Raw genomic sequence first — 6,420 nt, 5'->3', positions numbered from 1 at the left:
GAGGGGAACGACGGGCTTGGAGTTGGCGATAGACATCCCGAATATCCACCTGATAGTGAGCAAGAGCCACGAGGCAGTGGTACCAGAGATCCGCCACCTCGCGGGCCAGGGCGGTCTTGTCCCCCTCCTTTGCCGCCATCACCACTTCAGCCGTCTCCTCGCCGAGTTTTTTCAGGATGGCGTTGTCTCCCTTGGCCAGCAGGCTGCTGGTGTAGGAATCGGGACGGGGATCCGCCTGGCGGGCCTTGATCACGGCAAACACCTGCGACAGGGTATCGGCGGCCGGGATGGGATCCCCTTCCTTCTCTGGGAGGGTGCGGAAGAAGCAGCTCCGCGCTCCTGTGTGGCAGGCCGCATCTCCCACCTGCTCCGCCAAAATGACCAGCGCGTCGCTGTCGCAGTCGTAGCGGATTTGTTTGACCCACTGCACATGGCCAGAAGTTTCCCCCTTGGGCCAGAACGCCTGGCGGGAGCGGCTCCAGAACCAGGTGCGGCCTGTCTCCAGCGTTTTCTGCAGCGATTCCCGGTTCATCCAGGCCATCATCAGCACCGTCCCGTCCAGGTAGTCCTGCACAATGGCCGGGATCAAACCCTGTTCGTTGTAGCGGAGGCTGTCCAGATGAGCGATCCCCTCCGGCAGAAGAGCGCGGGGCGGATCCGCTGAAGGAATGGAGTCCGAGGCAGCAATCATAGAGGGCAGGAATCCAAAGAGAGCATAAAAAGCAAGATAGCAAAGCCAGCTCTCCCCAGGGTACCTCCTCCTGCCCAGCCCGGCTTTTGTTGCCGCTAGGGGGATCTTAATCTGGGCTTAACCTGGTTTTAGTTGTGACTTAAAGTCAAGCTGCTAAGTTTGATACCGAGCTTTCACGCGCCGAGGGAGAGCAATGCGCATCCGGGTAGAAAACCTCTGGGTCACCTTTAAAAACAAAGTTGCCCTAAGAGGGGTTTGTCTCGACCTGTTTGGCGATGGAGCCCAGGTTGTGGCCCTGATTGGCCCCTCTGGCGCTGGGAAGTCCACCCTCCTTAAGCTCCTGAAGGGAATGGTTAAGCCCAGCGTTGGAAAAGTCTGGGTTGGCTCTTTCCCCCTCCACGAAGGCGGAGGAGAGGGTCTACAGCAGGTGCGCAAGCGCACGGGCATGATCTACCAGACTTTTCAGCTCATTGGCCGCCTGACTGTCTTGGAGAACGTCCTGATTGGGCGCCTGCCCCACCTGAATCTTACCCAGGGCTTGCTGCGGCAGTTCTCGGAGCAAGATCTGGCCCAAGCAGAAAGGCTACTGGAGGAGGTGGGGCTTCTCGAGCACGCCTGGCAGAGGGCCGATGCTCTTTCGGGGGGACAGCAGCAGCGGGTGGGCATTGCTCGCGCCTTGATCCAAGAGCCGGCGCTGATCCTGGCAGATGAACCCATCTCGGCTTTGGATCCCAAAAATGCGCAGGTGATCATGGATTTACTGCTGGGAATGGTTTGTCGGCAAGGCATCCCGCTCCTAGTGACCCTGCATCACCTGGAGATGGTGCGCCATTACGCCAACCGAGTTGTTGCCTTCAAGGATGGGCAGGTTTTCTTTGATGGGCCAGTCTCGGCTCTCACCCCTGAAAAAGAGAAGGATCTCTACTTCGGGGAGGAGGAAGCCTCTCAAACCCTCGGAGGGTTGCCCTCAGCCTTGACGGCTTGAGGACAGGTAAGCTCAAACTCAACTTCAATCAATTTCAATTTCAAGTCAGCTGCAGAGGAGAATACTCATGCGGAGAAGGAAGGTTTTGGCTCTAGCGGCTTTCCTATTGGGCTTTGCCAGTTGGGTGCCGGTGTTGGCGCAGAAGCAGAACTGGCCCGAGGAGCTGGTCATTGCTGAAGTGCCGGTGGAGAGTGCTGCTGATTACGAAGCCCGCTATGCGCCTTTCCTGAACTACCTCAAAGAGAGATTGGGGATCCCGGTGCGTTTGTTCGTGGCTGGTGACTACACGGCTGTGATGCTCTCCCAGGCGGAAGGGAAGACCCACGTTGCTTTTTATGGGCCCGCCTCTTACGTCGATGCGATTGAAAAAGCCAATGCCCCCATCGAAGCCTTTGTGAAGGAAGATTCTGTTCGCTCGGGCACTGTTTACCACTCTCTGATGATTTCCAAGAAGGGCAGTGGCATTACAACTCTAGAAGCTGCCAAGGGCAAAGATTTTGCTTTCGTTGACCCGGAGAGCACTTCTGGTTTCAAGGTGCCCATGGCTTACTTCTGTCTAGAGGCCAAGATCAAGCCCAAGGAGTACTTTAAACAAGTTGCCTTTGCCGGCAACCATGAGTCGGTTATCCTGGGAGTCTCTCAGGGAACCATTCCCGTGGGGGTGACTTGGGATACCGGGATCAGCATTGCCACCAAGAAGGGCCAAATTAAGGGTTTGGAAGATTTTGAGGTGATCTGGAAGTCCGATCCGATCCCTTCCTCTCCCTGGGCCTACCGCAAAGACCTGCCGGAAGACCTCAAAGAAGCCATCCGCACGGCCTACCTAGAGTACGAGAACACACCGGAAGGCAAGCAATGGCTAGAAGCTCGCGGTCTCAAGGGTTTTGAGCCGGCCAGCGACAAAGATTATGATCCCTTCCGCAAGGTTAACAATGCTCTTAAGCAACCTGAGTGCCAACTCTAAGAAACTGCCCCCCTTACCGGCAGAGCTCAAACGGAGAGATCGCCTCGGTGTTCTCCTAGTCGGGATGATCCTTCTGGCTCTCCTGCTGACGGCAGGGCCGGCTGAGATCTCACCAGTCAAGTTGCTGGCTGGGTTGGGGAGGAGTGCTGCCTTTGTCGCTCGCTTCTTTCCGCCCAGCCTGCACTTTCTGCCAGCTTTTCTTTACTCTTTGCTCCAGACCCTGATCATGGCTTTCTGGGGCACTTTTCTGGCCACCTTCCTTGTGCTTCCCTTGGCCTTCCTGGGATCCAAAAATGTCATCCGCTCTCCTGTGGTCTATCTGGCTGTCCGCGGGCTGATGGATATCCTCAGGGGACTCAACGAGCTGGTTTTGGCCCTGGTTTTTGTGGCTGCCATTGGCTTGGGGCCTCTCCCAGGGATCATGGCGTTGACGCTGCACACGGCTGGAGTGGCAGGCAAGTTGCTCTCCGAGGCCATTGAGACGGTGGATATGGGGCAGGTGGAGGCCGTGAGGGCTACGGGCTCCCATCCTCTGCTGGTTCTTGTCTATGGCTTTTGGCCGCAGGTGGCCCCAGCTTTCTACTCGGTGACGCTCTACCTGTTTGAGGTCAATGTGCGCTCGGCAACAGTCTTGGGCTTGGTGGGAGCTGGTGGCATCGGCTTCGATCTGATGCAGACGGTGCGGGCCTTCCGCTTTCAGGACGCCGCCACCATCATTTTGCTCATCCTGCTAACCGTGTTTACAATCGACAAGGTCTCGGCGCGAATTCGCCAATCCCTGGTATAGGAGGTGAGGGTGCAGGCTCTTGAAATCCTGGAGCTGCTGCAGGAGGCTCCCGAAAAGACAGTTGTGGCTCTGGCGCGGGAGGTACGGCCCGCTCTGGGAGCTAGCCAGAAGCTGAAGGAAGGAGCGGGCCTGCTGTTGCTCCCCTTCCAGGACTCGCGCAGCGGTACGCCGTTTTATCTGGGAGAAGTCTTGGTTTACGAGGTTTGGCTGCGCTTCCCCCGAAAGGGAGTGGAAGGCTATGGAATAGTGCTGGGGGAACGGCCGCGCCTGGCCCGCTCCCTGGCTTACCTGGATGCCGCGTTGCAGGCGGGGATTGCTGAAGATCGGATCCAGGCCTTGGCCCTGGAAGCTCAGGAACATCTCCAGGAGAAGGATGAGCGCCTCTGGCGCAAGGTGGCCACCACGCGCTTGGAGGTGGAGACGCTATGAGCGTGCCCATGCCCGCAGCCGAACGGCAAAGCCAACAGGTCTTCCGAACCTTGGTGATGGCGCTGAGCTACCCTGGCCGGCTTTGGCGCTTGCCAGCTCACTCGCTGCGCCAAGCCTTCCGCCTCATTGCGATTACCCTGGTGGATGGGAATGTGGGGGTTTGGGCGCCAGACTGGCTGCTCTTAGATCTGCGCGGTCAGGCTCCCCGGCCTGTGGCCTTGGAGGCGGCGGACTTCGTCTTTGCCGAGCGGCTGGCGGATTTGCCTGCCGGTTGGGAAACCCTCTCGCTTCTCAAGAGGGGCACCTACCTGGAGCCGGAGAGCGGGGCAACTCTCATCCTGGGAACTGGCTGGGGCCAGGGATCCCCTCTTGTCTTCAAGGGCCCCGGCATTGCTGGGGAGGTGTGCTTGGCTGTGGATTTGCCCCCTGCTTTTTGGCGGCTGCGCTCCCAGATCTCGGCCTACCCTTTGGGAGTGGACATCTTGCTTACCGACGGGCAGCATGTAGTAGGCATACCGCGAAGTGTGGAGGTGGGTTGATGGGCTACGTGGTGGCGCGGGGCAGTCAGGAGGCCATTCTCAATGCCGAAGCCCTTTTTCGCGAATTGTTGCCGAGGGGGGCAGGTCAGTCGAGTAAGGGCCTGGCCAGCTACTTGCCCTATCTTTTGGATCAGGTGATGGCGGAAGCTGGCCTCTGGGCTCCAGAGCTGGCTGCTGAGGCCTTGGCCCAGACAGGGGGCGATCTCTACGAAGCGCTGCTGCTTTTGCGAGCTCATCGAACTACCCTTCCTCGCCTGGGCAAAGCGCAGCTTCAGAAAAAAGAAGATTTGCTCCTGGTGCGACGGCTTTCTTCAGCCTTCAAGAGCATTCCCGGCGGCCAAGTCCTCGGCCCCACCCTCGACTACAGCCTGCGTCTGCTGGGTTTTTCCGGAACCCAAGGGGTGGAGCCAGAGACCACGGCTGCTCCCCAGCGCTACCCTTCGGTGCGAACCTGGCTAAAAGAGCAAGGCCTGCTGGAAGAAGATCCAGTGGCAGAGAAAGACTTAGAGGAAGAGATCCCGGATCTAACGCGGCAGCCGCTGCTGTTTCCGGCGCCAAGAGCCCATCGCCTGCAAGCTTTGGCGCGAGGGGACACCGGAGGACTCCTGGCCCTCGCCTACAGCGCCATGCGGGCCTACAACGTCCACACCCACCCAACAGTGGCGGAGTTGGGGGTGGGCTATCTCGAGGTGCGGGCTATCCACCCGGTGCGGGGAGGCAGCTTTCGCCTGGGGCGGATCCGCTTGGCCTTTGCAGAAGTCGTCGGGCATGGGGAGAAGGGATACCGCTTAGGCTTTGCTGCCAGCTTGGGCTGGAACGAGGGGCGGGTTATCGCGGGCGCAATGTTGGATTTGGAGATGGATCGCCCCACCCATCCGGCCCGCAGCGAGGAGTTTGTTCTGGTACACACGGATCCCGTGGAGGCTTCGGGCTTTGCCCTGCACTACAAACTGCCTCACTATGTAACGTTCTTCAGCAATTGGATGAGCCATCAGGAGGCTGCTCTTGAACCCTAAGCATAGCTACGCCTACTTGGATCCTGAAGCCAAGCGAGAAATTCGGCGCAAGGTTCTCAAGGCTCTGGCCATACCGGCATATCAAGTTCCCTTTGCCAGCCGAGAGATGCCCCTGGCCCGCGGCTGGGGCACGGGCGGCCTGCAGCTTACCCTCAGCCTCGTGGGGCCGGAAGATGTGGTGAAGGTCATCGACCAAGGAGCGGATGACTCGGTTAATGCTGCCAACTTGCGCCGCTTCATTGCCCACGTCAGCGGAGCTCGAACCACCACCGATGCTTTGGAAGCAACCCTCATCCAAAGCCGTCACCGCATCCCGGAGGAGCGACTGCAAGAAGGACAAATCTTGATCCTGCAAGTCCCGATCCCTGAACCCCTGCGCTACGTGGAGCCTTCCGATGCCAAGGCGCGGGAGCTGCATGCCCTGGGGGACTACAGCCTGCTTTGGGTGGATCTGTTTGAAGAACACTTGCACTACGGCCACAGCCGCAAGGGAGCAGCCTATCCCGTTCTGGTGCACGGCCGCTATGTGATGGATCCCAGTCCCCTGCCCCGCTGGGATCTGCCCAAGCTGCACCAGGCAGCCCACATCACGCTCTTTGGCGCCGGTCGGGAAAAGCGGATCTACGCTGTCCCCCCTTACACGCAGGTAGAACCTCTGGCCTTTGTGGATCGACCCTTCCAGCCGGAACCCATTGTGGGATCCTGCCGCCGCACGGGTTGCCGCCACGTCTTTCTCAACGCCATTCCCCAGGAGGATGGCAGCTTGGCCTACGAGATCTCCGACCAGGGCTATATGGAAAAACTCCTAGCTGGCAAAGAAAGTGGGCCTTTATTTGGGGAGAAGCAGCATGGTTGAAGAAAGGCCTTTGCTGGAACTGGTCAAGGTTTGGAAAGCCTACGGGGATCGCTGGGCCCTCAAGAACGTCAGCCTCAAGCTCTATCCCCAGGAGGTGCTGGGGGTGGTGGGGGCTTCTGGCAGCGGCAAGAGCACCCTTTTGAGAATTCTCTA

At 59.0% G+C, this 6,420-nt stretch carries 9 protein-coding genes; 8 read left to right on the top strand and 1 reads right to left on the bottom strand.

Features of this window, described 5'->3' with window-relative positions; all coding sequences use genetic code 11:
- Positions 1–691, bottom strand: a 691-nt coding sequence (gene hisIE / locus NW857_RS06865) for a bifunctional phosphoribosyl-AMP cyclohydrolase/phosphoribosyl-ATP diphosphatase HisIE (RefSeq protein ID WP_414368425.1), incomplete at its 3' end; no start/stop codon positions are given.
- A gap of 193 nt (positions 692–884) precedes the next feature.
- Here hisIE and NW857_RS06860 point away from each other — a divergent pair.
- The 8 genes from NW857_RS06860 to NW857_RS06825 form a co-directional block, all read left to right on the top strand.
- Complete coding sequence (locus NW857_RS06860) at positions 885–1,676, top strand: phosphonate ABC transporter ATP-binding protein (protein ID WP_414368423.1); 792 nt, start codon at positions 885–887, stop codon at positions 1,674–1,676.
- A gap of 67 nt (positions 1,677–1,743) precedes the next feature.
- Positions 1,744–2,640 (top strand): phosphonate ABC transporter substrate-binding protein, encoded by an 897-nt coding sequence (gene phnD, locus NW857_RS06855; protein WP_414334509.1) that lies wholly within the window; start codon positions 1,744–1,746, stop codon positions 2,638–2,640.
- A complete protein-coding gene (phnE, locus tag NW857_RS06850; protein ID WP_414368422.1) occupies positions 2,585–3,427 on the top strand; it encodes a phosphonate ABC transporter, permease protein PhnE in 843 nt (280 codons plus the stop codon). The genes phnD and phnE overlap by 56 nt, the downstream gene beginning before the upstream one ends.
- A 9-nt stretch (positions 3,428–3,436) precedes the next feature.
- Positions 3,437–3,856 carry a phosphonate C-P lyase system protein PhnG gene (gene phnG, locus NW857_RS06845; RefSeq protein WP_414334505.1) on the top strand — a complete coding sequence of 140 codons (420 nt, stop codon included), beginning with the start codon at positions 3,437–3,439 and terminating at the stop codon, positions 3,854–3,856.
- Complete coding sequence (gene phnH, locus NW857_RS06840; protein WP_414368420.1) at positions 3,853–4,395, top strand: phosphonate C-P lyase system protein PhnH; 543 nt, start codon at positions 3,853–3,855, stop codon at positions 4,393–4,395. The genes phnG and phnH overlap by 4 nt, the downstream gene beginning before the upstream one ends.
- Complete coding sequence (locus tag NW857_RS06835; RefSeq protein ID WP_414334502.1) at positions 4,395–5,411, top strand: carbon-phosphorus lyase complex subunit PhnI; 1,017 nt, start codon at positions 4,395–4,397, stop codon at positions 5,409–5,411. The genes phnH and NW857_RS06835 overlap by 1 nt, the downstream gene beginning before the upstream one ends.
- Positions 5,401–6,267: an alpha-D-ribose 1-methylphosphonate 5-phosphate C-P-lyase PhnJ gene (locus NW857_RS06830; RefSeq protein WP_414334500.1), complete on the top strand. Its 867-nt coding sequence runs from the start codon at positions 5,401–5,403 to the stop codon at positions 6,265–6,267. The genes NW857_RS06835 and NW857_RS06830 overlap by 11 nt, the downstream gene beginning before the upstream one ends.
- Positions 6,260–6,420, top strand: a 161-nt coding sequence (locus tag NW857_RS06825) for an ATP-binding cassette domain-containing protein (protein WP_414368433.1), incomplete at its 3' end; no start/stop codon positions are given. The genes NW857_RS06830 and NW857_RS06825, both read left to right, overlap by 8 nt.

It is taken from the genome of Synechococcus sp. H55.9, from assembly GCF_047462355.1.
GTDB lineage: Bacteria > Cyanobacteriota > Cyanobacteriia > Thermostichales > Thermostichaceae > Thermostichus.
This window is presented reverse-complemented; position numbering and strand designations above follow the sequence as displayed.